Annotated in this window: 16 protein-coding genes and 1 rRNA gene; 14 read left to right on the top strand and 3 right to left on the bottom strand. The window is 72.1% G+C overall.

The features are described 5' to 3' along the window. Positions 1-133: 133 nt before the first annotated feature. The 8 genes from rrf (at position 134) to H300_RS0112055 (ending at position 6,115) form a co-directional block, all read left to right on the top strand. Positions 134-250: ribosomal RNA gene (rrf, locus tag H300_RS0112025) — 5S ribosomal RNA — on the top strand. Between the two features lie 158 nt (positions 251-408). Next, entirely contained in the window at positions 409-1,053 is a 645-nt protein-coding gene (locus H300_RS0112030; RefSeq protein ID WP_028427617.1) for an HAD family hydrolase, read from the top strand. A 34-nt stretch (positions 1,054-1,087) separates the two neighbouring features. Beyond that, positions 1,088-2,260: an acetoin utilization protein AcuC gene (locus H300_RS0112035; RefSeq protein WP_028427618.1), complete on the top strand. Its 1,173-nt coding sequence runs from the start codon at positions 1,088-1,090 to the stop codon at positions 2,258-2,260. A gap of 130 nt (positions 2,261-2,390) precedes the next feature. After that, the gene (locus H300_RS0112040) at positions 2,391-3,212 is read left to right on the top strand and encodes a phosphatase (RefSeq protein ID WP_037980138.1); all 822 of its coding nucleotides are present in this window, start codon (positions 2,391-2,393) and stop codon (positions 3,210-3,212) included. Between the two features lie 127 nt (positions 3,213-3,339). After that, positions 3,340-3,549 carry a helix-turn-helix domain-containing protein gene (locus H300_RS0112045; protein ID WP_028427620.1) on the top strand — a complete coding sequence of 70 codons (210 nt, stop codon included), beginning with the start codon at positions 3,340-3,342 and terminating at the stop codon, positions 3,547-3,549. Positions 3,550-3,669: 120 nt separating this feature from the next. Further along, positions 3,670-3,768, top strand: a complete 99-nt coding sequence (locus tag H300_RS30130) for a 30S ribosomal protein bS22 (protein WP_003948845.1) — start codon at positions 3,670-3,672, stop codon at positions 3,766-3,768. Positions 3,769-3,987: 219 nt separating this feature from the next. Beyond that, the gene (locus tag H300_RS0112050; RefSeq protein ID WP_028427621.1) at positions 3,988-5,022 is read left to right on the top strand and encodes an NAD-dependent epimerase/dehydratase family protein; all 1,035 of its coding nucleotides are present in this window, start codon (positions 3,988-3,990) and stop codon (positions 5,020-5,022) included. Continuing rightward, on the top strand, positions 5,015-6,115 hold the full coding sequence (locus tag H300_RS0112055) for a lysophospholipid acyltransferase family protein (protein WP_028427622.1): 1,101 nt from the start codon (positions 5,015-5,017) through the stop codon (positions 6,113-6,115). Before H300_RS0112050 ends, H300_RS0112055 begins: the two co-directional genes overlap by 8 nt. Positions 6,116-6,262: 147 nt before the next feature. Here the strand turns inward: H300_RS0112055 and H300_RS0112060 are convergent, their stop codons facing one another. The 3 genes from H300_RS0112060 to H300_RS0112070 form a co-directional block, all read right to left on the bottom strand. Then, positions 6,263-7,525 (bottom strand): DUF5667 domain-containing protein, encoded by a 1,263-nt coding sequence (locus H300_RS0112060; RefSeq protein WP_028427623.1) that lies wholly within the window; start codon positions 7,523-7,525, stop codon positions 6,263-6,265. 465 nt (positions 7,526-7,990) lie between these two features. Next, on the bottom strand, positions 7,991-8,791 hold the full coding sequence (locus H300_RS0112065; RefSeq protein WP_028427624.1) for an ECF subfamily RNA polymerase sigma factor, BldN family: 801 nt from the start codon (positions 8,789-8,791) through the stop codon (positions 7,991-7,993). A gap of 459 nt (positions 8,792-9,250) precedes the next feature. Continuing rightward, entirely contained in the window at positions 9,251-10,168 is a 918-nt protein-coding gene (locus tag H300_RS0112070) for an HAD-IB family hydrolase (protein WP_028427625.1), read from the bottom strand. Between the two features lie 112 nt (positions 10,169-10,280). Between H300_RS0112070 and H300_RS0112075 the strand changes: the two genes are divergently transcribed. The 6 genes from H300_RS0112075 to hemB all read left to right on the top strand — a co-directional run bounded on the left by H300_RS0112075 (position 10,281) and on the right by hemB (position 16,659). After that, positions 10,281-10,517 (top strand): glutaredoxin family protein, encoded by a 237-nt coding sequence (locus H300_RS0112075; protein WP_028427626.1) that lies wholly within the window; start codon positions 10,281-10,283, stop codon positions 10,515-10,517. 228 nt (positions 10,518-10,745) lie between these two features. After that, a complete protein-coding gene (locus H300_RS0112080; protein WP_028427627.1) occupies positions 10,746-11,597 on the top strand; it encodes a redox-sensing transcriptional repressor Rex in 852 nt (283 codons plus the stop codon). Beyond that, positions 11,594-12,934 (top strand): glutamyl-tRNA reductase, encoded by a 1,341-nt coding sequence (locus H300_RS0112085; protein ID WP_028427628.1) that lies wholly within the window; start codon positions 11,594-11,596, stop codon positions 12,932-12,934. Before H300_RS0112080 ends, H300_RS0112085 begins: the two co-directional genes overlap by 4 nt. Next, complete coding sequence (locus H300_RS0112090; protein ID WP_028427629.1) at positions 12,921-13,985, top strand: hydroxymethylbilane synthase; 1,065 nt, start codon at positions 12,921-12,923, stop codon at positions 13,983-13,985. The genes H300_RS0112085 and H300_RS0112090 overlap by 14 nt, the downstream gene beginning before the upstream one ends. A 47-nt stretch (positions 13,986-14,032) precedes the next feature. Next, positions 14,033-15,667 (top strand): bifunctional uroporphyrinogen-III C-methyltransferase/uroporphyrinogen-III synthase, encoded by a 1,635-nt coding sequence (locus H300_RS0112095; protein ID WP_028427630.1) that lies wholly within the window; start codon positions 14,033-14,035, stop codon positions 15,665-15,667. Further along, positions 15,664-16,659: a porphobilinogen synthase gene (gene hemB / locus H300_RS0112100; protein ID WP_028427631.1), complete on the top strand. Its 996-nt coding sequence runs from the start codon at positions 15,664-15,666 to the stop codon at positions 16,657-16,659. The genes H300_RS0112095 and hemB overlap by 4 nt, the downstream gene beginning before the upstream one ends. The last annotated feature ends 66 nt before the right edge of the window (positions 16,660-16,725 follow it).

Genomic DNA, 16,725 nt, shown 5'->3' on the forward strand with positions numbered 1-16,725 from the left:
GGCCGAGGGCTTGTCCGTAGGTGCTCGCGTCCACTGTGTTGGTTCTGAGACAGCAACCAGACCCCATACACATGTCATTCCCCGTTTTCGGGTGGGTGGGGTGTGTGTGCGGGTGGTGTGTGTTTCATTGTGTTTCGGTGGTTATAGCGTGAGGGAAACGCCCGGTCACATTCCGAACCCGGAAGCTAAGCCTTTCAGCGCCGATGGTACTGCATGCGGGAGTGTGTGGGAGAGTAGGACGCCGCCGAACAATTCTTGAGTGAAGAGCCCTGCCGGGTCATCCGGCAGGGCTCTTTCTCGTTTCCCCGGCCCCCCTTTTTTCCACTACCTCCGCCCGCACCCCCGTTCTCCGCACCCGACCCGCCACAACCTCGGGGCCGCCCCGAGGGGCGGCCGTAAGCTGGACCGATGCGCTACGACCTGGTGATATTCGACAACGACGGTGTCCTGGTGGACAGTGAGCCGATAGCGAACCGCGTTCTCGCGGCCTACCTCACCGAGCTGGGGCACCCCACGAGTTACCAGGACTCGCTGGACGACTACAAGGGCTCGGCCGTGCACCGGGTGCACGACCTCGTCCGGGAGCGGACGGGGAAGCTGCTGCCGGACGACTTCGACAGCACCCTGCACGCCCGCACCTTCGAGGCGTTCCGCCGCGAGTTGGAACCCGTCCCGGGCGTCGCCGAGGTACTCACGGTCTGTGCCGACGCGGGCGTGCCGTATTGCCTCGCCTCCTCGGGCACCCACGCACGCATCAGGGTCGCGCTGCGGAAGACCGGGCTGTACGACTTCTTCGGCGAGGCGCGGATCTTCTCGGCGGAGGACGTGGGCCGTGGCAAGCCGGCTCCGGACCTGTTCCAGCACGCGGCCCGGAGCATGGGGGTTGTTCCGGAGCGTTGCGCCGTGGTCGAGGACAGCCCGCTGGGGGTGCGGGCCGGGGTGGCCGCGGGCATGGACGTCCACGCCTTCGCCGCGATGACTCCGGCGGAGCAACTCACCGGAGCGAAAAGCGTCTTCACGCGTATGAGCGAGCTCATTGCGCTGCTGGCCTGACCGGTCGCGGTGACCGGCGGATACGGTGGCCGGTATGAGCTGCAGTGCGCAACTGATGTGGGACGAGGCCGTCCTCGGGTACGACTTCGGCGCGGAGCATCCGATGGATCCGGTGAGGCTGGACCTCACCATGAGGCTCGTCGAGTCCTTCGGCCTCGACCGGAAGCTGACCGTCGCGGGCGCGCGCGCGGCGGGCGAGGCGACACTGGGGCTGGTGCACCGCGCGGACTACATCGACGCCGTCAAGCGGGTCTCGGCGGACCCCTCGCTGGCGAACGGCTCGTACGGTCTGGGCACCGATGACGACCCGGCCTTCGCGGGGATGCACGAGGTGTCGTCCCTCATCGCCGGCCAGTCCGTGGGCGGCGCGGAGGCGTTGTGGCGGGGAGAGGCCCGGCACGCGGTGAACTTCGCGGGCGGTCTGCATCACGCGATGCCGGGCGCCGCGGCCGGCTTCTGCGTCTACAACGACGCCGCGCTCGCGATCGCGCGACTCCTGGAACTGGGCGCCGAGCGGGTGGCCTACGTGGACGTGGACGTCCACCACGGCGACGGGGTGCAGGCCGCCTTCTGGGACGATCCCCGGGTGCTGACCGTCTCGCTCCACGAGCACCCGCGGGTGCTGTTCCCGGGCACCGGGTGGCCCGAGGAATGCGGCGCCCGGGGGGCCGAGGGGTCCGCGGTGAACGTCGCGCTGCCGCCCGGCACGGCGGACGGCGGCTGGCTGCGCGCGCTGCACGCCGTGGTGCCCGAACTGCTGGCGGACTTCCGGCCGACCGTCCTCGTCACCCAGCACGGCGCGGACACCCACATCGAGGATCCGCTCGCCCACCTCGCCGTCACGGTCGACGCCCAGCGGGCCGCGGCGTCGGCGCTGCACGACTGGGCCCACGACTACGCCGACGGCCGATGGCTGGCGTTGGGCGGCGGCGGATACGCGGTGGTGGACGTGGTGCCGCGGAGCTGGACGCATCTGGTGGCGATCGCGGCGGGTGTGCCGATGCCGCCTGCCGAGGACACCCCGGCCGAGTGGCGGCAGCAGGTGTATGCGCGCACCGGCATTCAGGGGCCCCGCCGGATGACCGACGGCAGGGAGCCGGAGTGGCGGGCATGGCAGGACTCCGGCTACGACCCGGCGGACGCCCTGGACCAGGCGGTGCTGGCAACCCGCCGGGCCGTCTTCCCCTTCCACGGCCTGCTGCCCTGAGAGCGGGTGCGTCGCCCGGCGGGGATCCGGGGCCGGTGCGGGCACCGGGACGGCGCGGAACTCTGTGCGAGGGGTGGCCTCCGGGCGTTCGCCGTGCCGTTTTCGGGTGCGGCGGCCATCATGGCGGAGGATGCCGAAACCGTTGACCGCGCCGGAACTCCGCGCGCACCTGCTCTCCACCGGAGTGGCCGGCCGGGTGTCCGGGGACCGGGAGAAGGTGCTCCGCAGGTGCCGCCAGTTCGCCGCGGGGGACCCACGGGCGTTGCTGGGCCTGGAGCCCGCTCGGGACTGGTCGCCGGCCGCGCTGCTGGCGCTGCTGGCGGAGGCCTGCGGAGAGCCGGCCGCGACCGCGGTCAACGGTCCCGTCACCATCGACCCGGACCGGACGATCCGGGCCCTGGACCGGTTCGCCGCCCGGCTCGGACGGGCGGCGGCCGCGCGCGGCCCTGTGCTGCTGGGTACCGGTCACCCCGGTGGACTCCTGGAGTTCTACGCCGGGTTGGCCGCCGGGCTGAGGTCGGCCGGGTGCCCCGTCCTGACCCCTGGGGACGGGGAACGTGTCGACATGACGACGCGATTCGGCGTACGTGCGTACGGGCTCTCCTACGTACGGGGCGTCGCATTGGTCCACGAAGCAGGCGCACGGGAAGGTGCCGGTGCGCCGGGCGCACACACTCATTCCCCGCTCCCGGTGCGGGTCGCGCTCGGTGCCGCGGCCGCGTGCGGCGGACCGCTCCCCGCACTGGTGATCGGTGATCACGGCTGGCTCTGCGGCGCAGGTCAGCTCGGTTTCGAGGCGATGGGGCCGGCGGATGCCGACGACCCGGCGGTCTTCGTGGGAGAGGCGGAGGGGCAGGTCGTGGTCGCTGTTCCGCTCGATGACGCTGTGCGGTCCGAGTGCTACCGACCGCTCACGCGCTATGTACTCAATCAGGCATGTCTGTCACAGTAGGAGACCGATCGCTACTCCTCTTCCCCACTTGCATCACCCGCCCCTAATCTGGGGAGGAGCGCGCATGCGAGCTGGAGTCACCGGAGGGGAAGCCGGTGCCCGACATGTGCGGAAGGTCAGGTGTGACATGGCTGTTGGTGAGAAGCCTCTCAGCGAGGTCAACTTCTTGACCGTGGCGGAAGTCGCCGCGGTGATGCGTGTATCCAAGATGACCGTGTACCGGTTGGTGCACAGCGGTCATCTGCCGGCGATCCGGGTGGGCAGGTCCTTCCGGGTCCCCGAGAACGCCGTGCACGAGTACCTCGAACAGTCCTACGTGGGGGTGGAGAGCGCCTGACGGCGGTCCGAACCCCACCTTCGTAACGAGCAGCACTCGGTGCCGGGTAGGCTTGGCCGACGTAGGTAGTGTGGGCTCGGACGCCCCGCACCGAGTGAATCGAAGTGAGCGAGGGTAGTCGTGGGCTCTGTTATCAAGAAGCGGCGCAAGCGGATGGCGAAGAAGAAGCACCGCAAGCTGCTGAAGCGGACACGTGTGCAGCGTCGCAACAAGAAGTGAGCGAACGCGTGGCGCACCGGTCCTAGGACCTTTCTTCCTCGGCCCTCCCCCGGTTCTCCGGGGGAGGGCCGAGGTGTTTCTCCCGCCGCGTCCGCGCACCCGGCGTGGTGCGGCGCGGGGACCGCAGGACACCGGGGGACGACGACATCGGCATGGGCAGCCGATACGGTGGCCGTGAAACCGGCCCGCGGTCGCGGACGCAACGGTGAGGGAGGGGCCTTGAGCAGAGTCGTACTCGTCACCGGAGCCGCCCGGCAGCTCGGCGGACGCCTGGCCCGCCGGCTCCAGCGCGAGCCGGACGTGGAACGCGTGATCGCGGTGGACGCGGTCGCGCCCCAGCACGACCTCGGTGGCGCCTCGTTCCTCCGCGCCGACATCCGGGACCCGGCCATCGGCAGGGTGATCGCCGAGAACGGGGTCGACACCGTGCTGCACATGGACGTGAACGGCGCTCCGCTGGCGCCGCGGAGCGGCCGCACGCCGGTGAAGGAGACCAACGTCATCGGCACCATGCAGGTGCTCGGGGCCTGCCAGAAGGCGCCCTCGGTCCAGCGGCTGGTGGTCAAGTCCAGCACCAACGTCTACGGTTCGGCGCCGCGCGATCCGGCGGTCTTCGTCGAGTCGACCGTGCCGAAGGCGCTGCCCAGCGGCGGGTTCGCCAAGGATGCGGTCGAGGTCGAGGGCTACGTCCGCGGCTTCGCCCGGCGGCGCCCCGATGTCGCCGTCACCGTGCTGCGGTTCGCGAACATCCTCGGACCAGGGGCGGACTCGCCGCTCGCCGAGTACTTCCGGCTGCCGGTGCTGCCGACCGTGTTCGGCTACGACCCCCGGCTCCAGTTCGTGCACGAGGACGACGTTGTGGACGTCCTGACGCTCGCTGCGGGCGCGCCGCGCCGCGGCAGCCTGACCGCCGGCACGTTCAACATCGCGGGCACGGGAGTGCTGCTGCTCTCCCAGTGCGCACGACGGCTGGGGCGCCCCACGGTGCCGATGCTGCTGCCGGCGATCCGCTGGGCCGGCACCGCCCTGCGTACGGTGGGGGTGACCGACTTCTCGCCGGAACAGATCCGGTTGCTCACCCACGGACGGGTGGTGGAGACGTCCCGGATGCGCGAGGTGCTGGGCTTCACCCCGAAGCACAGCACCGTCGGCGCGTTCAGTGGTTTCGCCCGCTGCCAGGGTCCGGGGCTGTTGCCGCCGGAGAGCCTGGCCCGCGCCGTCGACCGGATTCAGGAGGCTGTCCGCCATGGCTGACGCCAAGGTCATCCCCTTCGACGACGACCGGTCCCGCGGGGCCAGCGGGGCGGGGCGCGCCGCCCGCCCGGACGCGTCCCGGGCGCGTACCGGCCGCCGTCGTACGGGCGCCGCGCCGCTGGCTCCGGTGCCCGAGCATACCGACGGCGGGTCGCGGGAGCCCGGTGGCGATGCGCGGGATGACGGGCCGCGGCAGGGGGCGGTGCCGCCGGGCACGGAGCGATCCGCGGGACTCCTGGAGCGGGTGCTGGGGAGCAGCTGGGACCGCAAGGCGGCCGAGGGCCTCTCCTTCGTCCGCCGCAGGCTCACCGGCGACTACGCGGTCGACGACTTCGGCTACGACGCCGAGCTCACCGACCAGGTCCTGATGTCGATGATCCGGCCGATGTACGAGAGGTACTTCCGGGTCGAGGTGCGGGGGATCGAGAACCTCCCGGCCGACGGCGGCGCCCTGGTGGTGGCCAACCACTCCGGCACGGTGCCCTGGGACGGGCTGATGCTCCAGGTCGCCGTGCACGACCGGCATCCGGCGGAGCGGCGCCTTCGTCTGCTCGCGGCCGACCTGGTCTTCATGCTGCCGGTCGTGAACGAACTCGCGCGGAAGGCCGGCCACACGCTCGCCTGTGCGGACGACGCGCAGCGGCTGCTGGAGCGCGGCGAGATCGTCGGGGTGATGCCGGAGGGCTTCAAGGGCATCGGGAAGCCGTTCTCCGAGCGGTACAAGCTCCAGCGCTTCGGCCGGGGCGGTTTCGTCTCCACCGCGCTGCGCGCCCGGGTGCCGATCGTGCCGTGCTCCATCGTCGGGGCGGAGGAGATCTACCCGATGGTGGGGAACGCCCGTACGCTCGCCCGGCTGTTCGGCTTCCCGTACTTCCCGCTGACGCCGACCTTCCCCTGGCTCGGGCCGCTCGGCGCGGTGCCGCTGCCGACGAAGTGGACGATCCAGTTCGGAGAGCCGATCCCGACCGACGGCTACGAGCCGGAGGCGGCGGACGACCCGATGCTGATGTTCAACCTGACCGACCAGGTGCGCGAGACGATCCAGCACACCCTGTACAAGTTGCTGGTACAGCGCCGCTCGGTCTTCTTCTGACGCCTGCGCCCCGCGCGCTCCGGCAGCGCCTCGCGCCCGCCGCCGGGCGGATCGCGCCGGGCGGGGGCGGAGCGGGCTGAGGGCCGGCCGGCAGTGGTTTGACGACCACTGCCGGCCGGCCCTCAGCGCGGGGCGGGGGACGGGCCGTCAGCCCTTGTCCTCCGTCTCCAGGCCGAGGCCCGGCAGCCCGCCGGGGAGCAGCGGCGGGATGGTGATGTCCGGGGAGGGGAGCCGCGGCTCCTTCTCCTCGGTGTCCCTGCTGCCGGAGCCGGGGCTCTCCTCACCTCCTGGCGGGTCCAGCAGGCCCCCGCCGCCGAGCAGGCCCTCCTCCTCCTCCTCCTCTTGCGAGCGGTCGGGGCCGGGGGAGGTCCCCGTCTCCTCGCCGGAGCCGGTGGTGCCGGACTCCGAGGGGTCGGTGCCGGTGGAGGGAGCGGCCGGTTCGCCGCCCTGCTCCGGTGTGCCGGGCGCGTCCCCCGAGGGGCTCCCGCCCGGCTGCCCTGCGGGCCTGCGGTCGTCAGGGAGCAGTGCGTCGAGGGGGACGACGTCCTGCTCCATGGCCTCGAAGACCGAGTTGACCTGCTCGCCGAGGTCGGCCAACTGCACCGGCAGTTGCTCGCGGAGCTGCCCCCAGCCCGTGCGGTGCGACTCGGTGAAGGCGGCCAGGGACTGGAGGGGACCCATGCTGCCGTCGCGTTCGTGGGCCCTGCTGAGCAGCCTGCGGCCCTCGGCGGCGTTGCTCCACATGGAGTCGAGGGACTTGCGCACCTCGGTCAGCGACTCGTGGTCCAGGGGTCCCGAGCGGCCGCGTTCCATCAGCCGGCGGGCCTCGTTCATCCGGTTCGAGGCGTGGTCGAGATGGACCACCCCCCGGTCGGAGTCCGTTCCCGCCAGATCGAGCTTGAGGTCCTCCATGCCCCGCTTGAGGCCGTAGAGGGTGTCCCCCGGGAGGGCTTCGGTGCTGGCTGCAGCGACGCCGCCGAAGGCCCCGGCCGCCACCCCCACCGTGAGTCCGCCCGCGGCCAGGCCCTTGCTCAGTCTGGACCGCGGCCGGAGTCTGCCCAGCGGTCCGAGCGGGGTCGCGCGGTGGGCGCCCCTGCCGGTGGAGCGCTGCTCGGGCACCTGGGCGGCACCCGACGCGAACTGCGTCTCCATCGCGGCCACGAGCTGCGCCCGCTGGACGGCCTTCACCTCCTCGGCCAGCTCCGGCTTGGGCAGTCCGCCCAGGCCGTCGGCGAGCGCGAGCATCAGTGCCTGCCCGTTCTCGTCCGCCGGCTCGTCCGATCCGACCGAACCACCGGAACCGCCGATGGCGGTGTCCTCGGTCCGGACAGCAGGGCCCTCGGTGTCGCGCTCTTCCAGGGCCTGGGCGAAGGCATTGGCTCGCCGGTTCGTCGACACGGATCCGATCACGGGCGGCACCTCCTCTCGTCAGCACGGGTGACCCCCGGCCTTCTTGGCAAGGTTGCGCGGAGCCGATCCGCCCACCCGGTCGAATGATCCGGTGAGCGAGCCGGCAGAGTCCGCTGGGAGTCTGCAAAGACCTCAACGATCGGCAGCGCACTCGGGTTACGGACTGGCGATGATGTGACTGCCGAACGGGTGCGCGGCGTGACCCCGGGTCCGCACCCGGGCACCGGGGGTGTTTTTCGATGGTCGGCCGGTCCGCCCGGTCGAGGGGTCCGGTGGTGGTGTCCGGTGTGCCCGGTTCCCTCGGGCGGGGTGCCGCGGTGTGTGCGGTGGTGCGTCCTGCGGGTCTCGGTCGGGGGCGCGTGCGCCCGTCGGGCTGGCGGGTGACGCGGGCGGCCCGGTGCCGTCCGCGGGACGGCTGCCGCACGGCGCCCTGGTCGGGACCCGTGGCCACGAGGGCGGCGGTCCCTACCGGGCGTCATCCGGCAGCAGCCTCGCCAGCGTACGCACGGCCCGGTACTGGAGGGTCTTGATGGCGCCTTCGTTCTTGCCCATGATGCGGGCGGTCTCGGCCACCGAGAGGCCGTGCAGGAACCGGAGGGTCACGCACTCCTGCTGCTGCGGGTTGAGCTTGCGCACCGCCTCCAGCAGTGCGGCGTTGGAGAGGTGTTCGAGCACCGAGTCCTCCGGGCTGCGCGCGACCTCGTTGGCGTCGAGCATCTCCCCGGTGGTGACTTCCAGCCGGAACCGGCTTGACTTGAAGTGGTCGGCGACCAGGTTCCGGGCGATGGTGACCAGCCAGGCGCCGAAGTCGCGGCCCTGCCAGGTGAAGGTGCCGATTCTGCGCAGGGCGCGCAGAAAGGTCTCGCTGGTCAGGTCCTCGGCGGTGGCCCGGCCGCCGACCCGGTAGTAGATGTAGCGGTAGACGGTGTCGGAGTACTGGTCGTAGAGCCGTGCGAACGCTTCGCTCTCGCCGTTCTGCGCGCGTTCGACGAGGTCCATCATTCTGCGGCTGTCGCTGTCGGCGGCCGGCCGACGGGCGGTTGAGGTGCCGGCCGAGCCGGCACGGGTTCGCCTGCCGACGGCCGGGGTGGTCGCGGCGCTGGTGGCTCCGTCGGCCAGGGCGTAGGCAGGGCCTACGGGTGTGGGCGCGGCGAAAGCCGGGATGGCGTTCACGGTGGGGACGTGGACGAGCGCGCACAGGTGGTCGACGACCGTCGTGCGCAGCGTAGCCAGGCCCGAGGCGTCAACCCCGACGTGTGGGTACACGGGACTCCCAGAGGCAGAGCTTTCATCACGTGCAGTCCGGGACCGACCGTCCGACCGTCCGGTGGTGGGACGTATGCGTGCCCGAATGCGTCTGAGGAGAATAACGCTTCGTATAGGCCGCGCTACGCCCAGTTGTCGAAATCGCCGTTTCGGTTTGTTCTCTTGCGATTTGCTGGTCGAAAGCAACTCGAACGCATGCCGCGAATTGATCGTTTCGACACGTCTTCCGGTCGGTTCCGATGCGAGTTGTGGTTGATCTGCTATGCGGGGACTGGCCGCCGCTCGGCCGGGGTAGGGAACGCCGATGCCCCGCCGCGTGGCGCGCCGGGGCATCGGGTGGCCGCGGTGGGCGCCGGGGGCTCCGGCGACGCCCCCGGGCTCAGGCGCGGCGCCGGTCGCGGTGCGCGTACGGCGGGGCTGCGTTGCAGGTGGGACGCGTGCGGGGGGAGCCGCAAGGGCTCAGCGCCGGCGGCGCTGGAGTGCCACGGCGGCCGCGGCGCCGCCGACCACGGCGCCGACTCCCGCCGCGGCCGGGATGCCGACCTTGGCCGCCTTGCGCCCGGTGCGGTAGTCGCGCAGCCGCCAGCCGTTCCGGCGGGCATGCGCGTGCAGCCGGCTGTCAGGATTGATCGCATACGGATATCCGACGAGCGAGAGCATCGGGATGTCGTTGGCGGAGTCGCTGTACGCCGCGCAGCGCTCCAGGTCGAGCTCCTCCGCTACGGCCAGTGCCCGCACCGCCTCGGCCTTGGCCGGTCCGTGCAGCGGTTCACCGACGAGCCGCCCGGTGTAGACGCCGTCCACCGACTCGGCGACGGTGCCCAGCGCGCCGGTCAGCCCGAGCCGGCGCGCGATGATCGTCGCGGTCTCGACCGGCGCCGCCGTCACCAGCCAGACCTTCTGCCCGGCCTCCAGATGGGCCTCCGCGAGGGCCCGGGTGCCGGGCCAGATCCGGTCGGCGAGGTACTCGTCGTAGATCTCCTCGCCGATCGCGGTCAGTTCGCAGACCCGGTGCCCCTCGACGATGGAGAGTGCGCTGGTGCGGACGTCCGCCATGTGCTCGGGATTCTCCGATCCGGCGATCCGGAAGTACAGCTGCTGCCAGGCGAACCGGGCGAGTTCGCGCTTGTGGAAGAAGTTCCGCTTGTACAGGCCGCGGCCGAAGTGGAACAGGGCCGCCCCCTGCATCACGGTGTTGTCCAGGTCGAAGAAGGCTGCGGCCCTGAGGTCCCCGCTGACGGGGAACTCCGGTGCCGCGACGTCCGCATCCCGGTGCTGCTCGCCCTTCCGCGCCGCCTCCGCGGCGGCCTCGCCGGCCAGCACGCTGCGGGCGGTGGTGGCGCGTCTACGCGGGGTGAGCCAAGCCAGTGAGCCCATGGTGCGAGCATAGTCACCCCGGTCGGATGCGCCGTTACCGGAGGATGGCCGGGCCCCAAAGCGCGGGACAATGGCTGTCCGAGGACGCGAGGACTGCGAGGGCTGTGAGGTCATGAGAACGGTGACGCTGATCGGCAAACCCGGCTGCCACCTGTGCGACGACGCCCGCGAGGTGATCGTCCGGGTCTGCGCGGAGACGGGTGCGGCCTGGGAGGAGAAGGACATCGAGCAGGACGCGGAGCTCCACCGCGCCTACTGGGAGCAGATTCCGGTGGTGCTGGTCGACGGTGCCCAGCACGACTTCTGGCGGGTGGACCCGGAGCGGCTGCGCGCAGCGCTGGGAGGTTGACCGGTACTCGACTACCATCGAGGTCGTTTTGCCAGTCGGGGGCATATTCGTGAGGAGTGTGGCCGCGTGTCCGCATCGCCGCCTGTGGCGCCGGTCACTTCCCCCGGACAAATCGGGCACCGTCTTTGTGCACGCGTTCACAAAGGCATAGCCTGGGACCGCTGGGGCGTTTCCGGTGTGCGGGGCACGCGCGGTAGCCCATCTTCTCGCGTAAACGGCAGGAGCACCGTGGCAACTGGCCGAACTCATCGACCGGCGACCCGTAGTCGGGGGATCCCCGATGCCACCGTCGCCCGGCTTCCGCTGTATCTGCGGGCCCTCACGGCGCTCTCCGAGCGCTCGGTGCCCACGGTCTCCTCGGAGGAGCTGGCCGCTGCGGCCGGGGTCAACTCGGCCAAGCTGCGCAAGGACTTCTCCTACCTGGGCTCCTACGGCACCCGCGGGGTCGGCTACGACGTGGAGTACCTCGTCTACCAGATCTCCCGTGAACTGGGCCTCACCCAGGACTGGCCGGTCGTCATCGTCGGTATCGGCAACCTCGGCGCCGCCCTCGCCAACTACGGCGGATTCGCCTCCCGGGGGTTCCGGGTCGCGGCGCTGATCGACGCGGACCCCGCGATGGCCGGGAAGCCGGTGGCCGGGATCGACGTGCAGCACAGCGACGAACTGGAGCAGATCATCAGCACCCACGGGGTGTCCATCGGGGTCATCGCGACCCCGGCCGGCTCCGCGCAGCAGGTGTGTGACCGGCTGGTGACCGCCGGGGTGACCTCGATCCTGAACTTCGCGCCGACCGTGCTCGCCGTCCCTGACGGGGTGGACGTGCGCAAGGTCGACCTGTCCATAGAACTCCAGATCCTGGCCTTCCACGAGCAGCGCAAGGCCGGGGAGGACGCGCCGGAGGAGGACACCGCGCCTCCCGCCGCGCCGCCCGCCGCCACGGTGACCAAGCGCCGCGCCCCGGACGCGGAGCCCGGCCCCGGCTCCGCCCCGTACGCGGACTCCGCGTCGGCCACGGGCGCTGACTCGGGCCGGGACTCCGGCCCTGACGGCGACATCCCCGCGGTGATGCCGGCATGAGTCTCCTCGTCGTCGGACTGAGCCACCGCAGCGCACCGGTCAGCGTGCTGGAGCGGGCGGCACTCGCCCCCGCGCTGCGCGGCAAGCTGCTCCAGGACGTGCTCGGGGCCGAGCCCGCCACCGAGGCGGCGGTGCTGTCCACCTGCAACCGGATCGAGCTGTACGCCGACGTGGACAAGTTCCACGCCGGGGTCGCCGAACTCTCCACCCTGCTGTCGCACCACAGCGGCGTCGGGCTGGAGGAGCTGACCGCGCACCTCTACGTGCACTACGAGGACCGCGCCGTCCACCACCTGTTCTCGGTGGCCTGCGGGCTGGACTCGATGGTGGTCGGCGAGGGCCAGATCCTCGGCCAGATCAAGGACGCGCTCGCCGTCGCGCAGGAGCAGCACACCGCCGGGCGGCTGCTGAACGACCTGTTCCAGCAGGCGCTCCGGGTCGGTAAGCGAGCGCACAGCGAGACCGGGATCGACAAGGCCGGCCAGTCCCTGGTCACCTTCGGACTCGAACAACTCGCGGAGGGCGCCGAGGTCGCCGCCTGGGCCGAGGGCAAGCGGGCGCTGGTGATCGGCGCCGGCTCGATGTCCTCGCTGGCGGCGGCGACACTGGCCCGTGCCGGTGTCACCGAACTGGTGATCGCCAACAGGACGTCGGAACGTGCCCGCCGCCTGGCCGAGTCGCTCACCGAGCAGACGGGCCCCGGCCTGTGCGCCCGGGTGGCGGCGATCACCGGCGTCGACGCGGAGCTCGTCGACGCGGACATCGTGGTCTCGTGCACCGGAGCGACCGGTCTGGTGCTGTCCGCGGCGGCGCTGGAGGCGGCGACGGACGGCCGGGAGCGGCCGCTGGCGCTGCTGGATCTGGCCATGCCGCGGGACGTGGACGCCACCGCGCACCGACTCGACCGCGCCCGGCTGGTAGACATCGAGTCCCTCGCCGACGTCGCCGCGGACGCCCCGATGGCCGCGGACGTCGACGCGGTGCGGGGCATCGTCGGCGACGAGGTCGCCGCCTTCGGTGCCGCCCAGCGCGCCGCCCGGATCACCCCGACGGTGGTCGCCCTGCGCACCATGGCCGCCGACGTGGTCGCCGGTGAGATGGCCCGGCTGGACGGCCGGCTGCCGGATCTCGGCGAGCGGGAGCGCGCCGAGATCACCCAGACCGTGCGGCGTGTCGTGGACAAGCTGCTGCACGCCCCCACCGTGCGGGTGAAGCAGCTCGCCGGGGAACCCGGAGGCGCCGGCTACGCCGACGCGCTGCGGGAACTCTTCGACCTCGATCCGTCGACGGTCGCCGCTGTCAGCAAGCCGAACAGGAGCGGCAATGAGCGCGATTGAAGGCCCACTCAGGCTGGGCACCCGCCGCAGTAAGCTCGCCATGGCGCAGTCCGGGCAGGTGGCCGAGCAGGTACGGCAGACGACCGGGCGGCCCGTCGAGCTGGTGGAGATCACCACGTACGGGGACGTCTCCAAGGAGCAACTCGCCCAGATCGGCGGCACCGGGGTCTTCGTCTCCGCGCTGCGCGAGGCGCTCCTGAACGGGGAAATCGACTTCGCGGTGCACTCGCTGAAGGATCTGCCCACCGCGCAGCCCGCCGAACTCGCGCTGGCCGCCGTGCCGCGCCGCGAGGACCCCCGGGACGCTCTCGTCGCCCGGGACGGGCTCGGCTTCGAGCAGCTGGTCGCGCAGGCTCCGGCCCTGCCGGACCGGCCCGCACCAGGTAACGAGCCGTCGGCCGCCGCGCCGCGGTCCGGTTCCGGGGGCGAGGGGCGGCCGATCCGCATCGGCACCGGTTCGCCGCGCCGGATGGCGCAGCTCAACGCCTGGGCGCGGGCGCTGGGCCGGCAGGTGGAGACGGTGCCGATCCGGGGGAATGTCGGCACCCGAATCGGGTACGTGCGCTCGGGAGAGCTTGACGCCGTGGTGCTCGCCGCCGCCGGACTCACCCGCATCGGACGGATCGGCGAGGCCACCGAGCTCATCGCCCCGGACGCAGTCCTGCCCGCCCCCGGCCAGGGGGCACTGGCTGTGGAGTGTGTCGGCACCGACACGCTGCTCGCCGCCCGGCTCGCGCAGCTCGACGACCCGTTCACCCGGGCCGCCGTGCATGCCGAGCGAACCCTGCTCGCCGCCTTGGAGGCCGGTTGCAGCGCACCCGTGGGTGCGCTGGCCGACATGCTCGTCGACGGGCAGGTTGTCACCGAGATGCGCCTGCGCGGAGTCGTCGGTACCACCGACGGTTCCACGCTGGTGCAACTGTCCGCCACCGGTCCCACGCCGGCCTCCGTCGACGAGGTGATGACGTATTCCGAGAGAATGGGTCGTGAACTCGCCGATGCGATGCTCGCCAAGGGAGCAGCCGGTCTGATGGGGGAGCGAGCACTTTGAGCCCCACCACCGCCCACAGCACGAGCGCCGTCGAAGCTTCGGCCGGCGTGCCGGCCGCGAAGCTTCACCTGTACGGCGCGCACGGTCACGTCACCTTCCTCGGCGCCGGGCCCGGTGATCCGGGACTGCTGACACTTCGCGCCGTCGAGGCGCTGACGCAGGCCGATGTACTGGTCGCTGATCCCCAGGTCCACGCCGTTGTGCGGGCCCACGCACGGGCAGGCGTGGACACACCCCTGCAGGCTGTGGACGAGGAGACTTCGGCCACAGTCGCCGGTGCAGCAGATCTTGTCATGGCGGCCGCGCGCAGCGGCAAGCGGGTGGTCCGTGCGGTCACCGGCGACCCGGGGCTCGACGCTGACGCCGCGAACGAGATGCTCGACTGCGCTGCGGCCGGCATCACCTTCGAGGTGGTGCCGGGCGTCGCGACCGCCGTCGGGGTTCCGGCATACGCCGGAGTGCCGCTGCGCGACGCGCACGGCACGGACGTCCGGTTCGTGGACGCGGCCACCGCGGACGAGCGCTGCTGGACGGAGATCGGCGCCAGCGACGCCACCGTCGTCATCTCCACCACGCTGGAGACGGTGACCGCCACTGTCTCCGAGCTGGTGGCGGCCGGCCGGAAGCCGGACACCCCGCTGACGGTCACCGTCGCGGGCACCACGACGCGGCAGCGGTCCTGGACGGCCACGCTGGGTACGCTGGCCCAGACGCTCAGGCAGGCCAAGGTGCTGCCCTCGGCCGACGGCAGCCAGCCGGTGATAGCCGTGGTCGGCGAGCGCAGCGCGCCCGCCCATCGCGAGCGGCTCGCCTGGTTCGAGTCCAAGCCGCTGTTCGGCTGGAACGTGCTGGTGCCCCGCACCCGGGAGCAGGCGGCCTCCCTCTCCGACCAGTTGCGCTCCTACGGCGCAGTGCCGGCCGAGGTGCCGACCATCGCGGTGGAGCCGCCGCGCACCCCGCAGCAGATGGAGCGGGCGGTCAAGGGTCTGGTCACCGGCCGCTACGAGTGGATCGCCTTCACCTCGGTGAACGCGGTCAAGGCGGTCCGGGAGAAGTTCGAGGAGTACGGGCTGGACGCCCGCGCGTTCGCCGGGATCAAGGTCGCGGCGGTCGGCGAGCAGACCGCGGGCGCGCTGGTCGAGTTCGGCGTGAAGCCCGACCTGGTGCCCAGCGGCGAGCAGTCGGCGGCCGGGCTGCTGGAGGACTGGCCGCCGTACGACCCGGTCTTCGACCCGATCGACCGGGTGTTCCTGCCGCGGGCCGACATCGCCACCGAGACCCTGGTGGCCGGGCTGATCGAGCTGGGCTGGGAGGTGGACGACGTCACGGCGTACCGTACGGTGCGGGCCTCGCCGCCGCCGGCCGCCACCCGGGATATGATCAAGGGCGGCGGCTTCGACGCGGTCCTCTTCACCTCCTCCAGCACGGTCCGCAACCTGGTCGGCATCGCGGGCAAGCCGCACAATGTCACCGTCATCGCCTGCATCGGTCCGGCCACCGCGAAGACCGCGGAGGAGCACGGCCTGCGGGTGGACGTCATGTCGCCGGAGCCTTCGGTGCACAAGCTCGCCGCCGCGCTGGCCGACTTCGGCGCCGAGCGCCGGGCGGCGGCCGTCGAGGCGGGCGAGACCGTGAAGCGGCCGAGCGAGAAGCGGCCGACCCGCAGGAGGGCGCGCTCGTGAGCACCTACGGCGGCTTCCCGGCGGCCCGGCCCCGGCGCCTGCGCGGCACGGCGGCCATGCGGCGCATGGTGGCCGAGCACCGTACGCGTCCGGCCGACCTCATCCTGCCCGCGTTCGTCCGGGAGGGCATCGACGCTCCGGTGCCGATCTCCTCGATGCCGGGCGTCGTCCAGCACACCCGGGACACCCTGCGCCGGGCGGCGGTGGAGGCCGCGGAGGCGGGGGTCGGCGGTCTGATGCTGTTCGGGGTGCCCGTCGAGAAGGACGCCTTCGGAAGCGGCGGCACCGACCCGGACGGCATCCTCCAGGTCGCGCTGCGGGACGTGCGCGCGGAGGTCGGGGACGCACTCGTCCTCATGTCCGACCTGTGCCTGGACGAGTACACCGACCACGGCCACTGCGGGGTGCTGGACGCTCTCGGCCGGGTGGACAACGACGCGACGCTGGAACGTTACGCCGAGATGGCGCGGGTGCAGGCGGAGGCCGGTGCGCACGTGCTCGGCCCGAGCGGCATGATGGACGGCCAGGTCGGGCACGTCCGCGCGGCGCTCGACGCGGCCGGGCACGAGGACGTCGCGCTGTTCGCCTACACCGCGAAGTACGCCTCGGCCTTCTACGGGCCGTTCCGCGAGGCGGTCGGCTCCTCGCTCAAGGGCGACCGCACCACCTACCAGCAGGACCCCGCCAACGCACGGGAGGCGCTGCGCGAGCTCTCCCTCGACCTCGCCGAGGGCGCCGACATGGTGATGGTCAAGCCGGGGCTGCCGTACCTGGACATCCTGCGCGCCTTCACCGAGCGGGTGGACGTGCCCGTCGGCGTCTACCAGATCTCCGGTGAGTACGCGATGGTCGAGGCCGCCGCGGAGAAGGGGTGGATCGAGCGGGAGCGGGCGATTCTGGAGACGCTCACGAGCTTCAGCCGGGCCGGCGCGAGCATGATCCTCACCTACTGGGCCACCGAGGCGGCGACGCTGCTCCGCGAGCGCCGCTGACCCCGGCCCCCGGCCGGTCCCGCCGCGGCGGCTCCCGTGTCCCGGCTCCGGCGGGGTGCCTGGGCC

This window comes from Streptomyces sp. TAA040 (assembly GCF_000424845.1).